At 56.8% G+C, this 259-nt stretch carries 1 protein-coding gene; it reads right to left on the bottom strand.

Going from position 1 to position 259, the window contains the following annotated elements:
• A partial coding sequence (locus tag AC27E8_RS06530) for a hypothetical protein (protein ID WP_487098620.1) occupies positions 1-259 on the bottom strand: 259 nt, incomplete at both ends.

Below are 259 nucleotides of genomic sequence, written 5' to 3'. Positions count from 1 at the left end.
CTCGGCTGTGTCGTGCTCTGCGGAGGCACCCATGTGGGTGTAATTTCATTGCTCGTCGCCAACAACTGCCCATCTGCATTGACGACTTCCGCCTGATACGTGATTGTGAGCGTGTCTCCCTGATCCGTCACCGAACCGCCTATGCCAGCCTCCAGCGTGACCGGCTGCTCGCTTTCGTTATGGCTCGCAGATGGCTCAGTCAATACGGCTTGATACACACACCCCGACGCAGTACAATATCCGCTCGAATACCAGCCAT

Source organism: Alicyclobacillus sp. CIJ1 (genome assembly GCF_057538885.1).
This window is presented reverse-complemented; position numbering and strand designations above follow the sequence as displayed.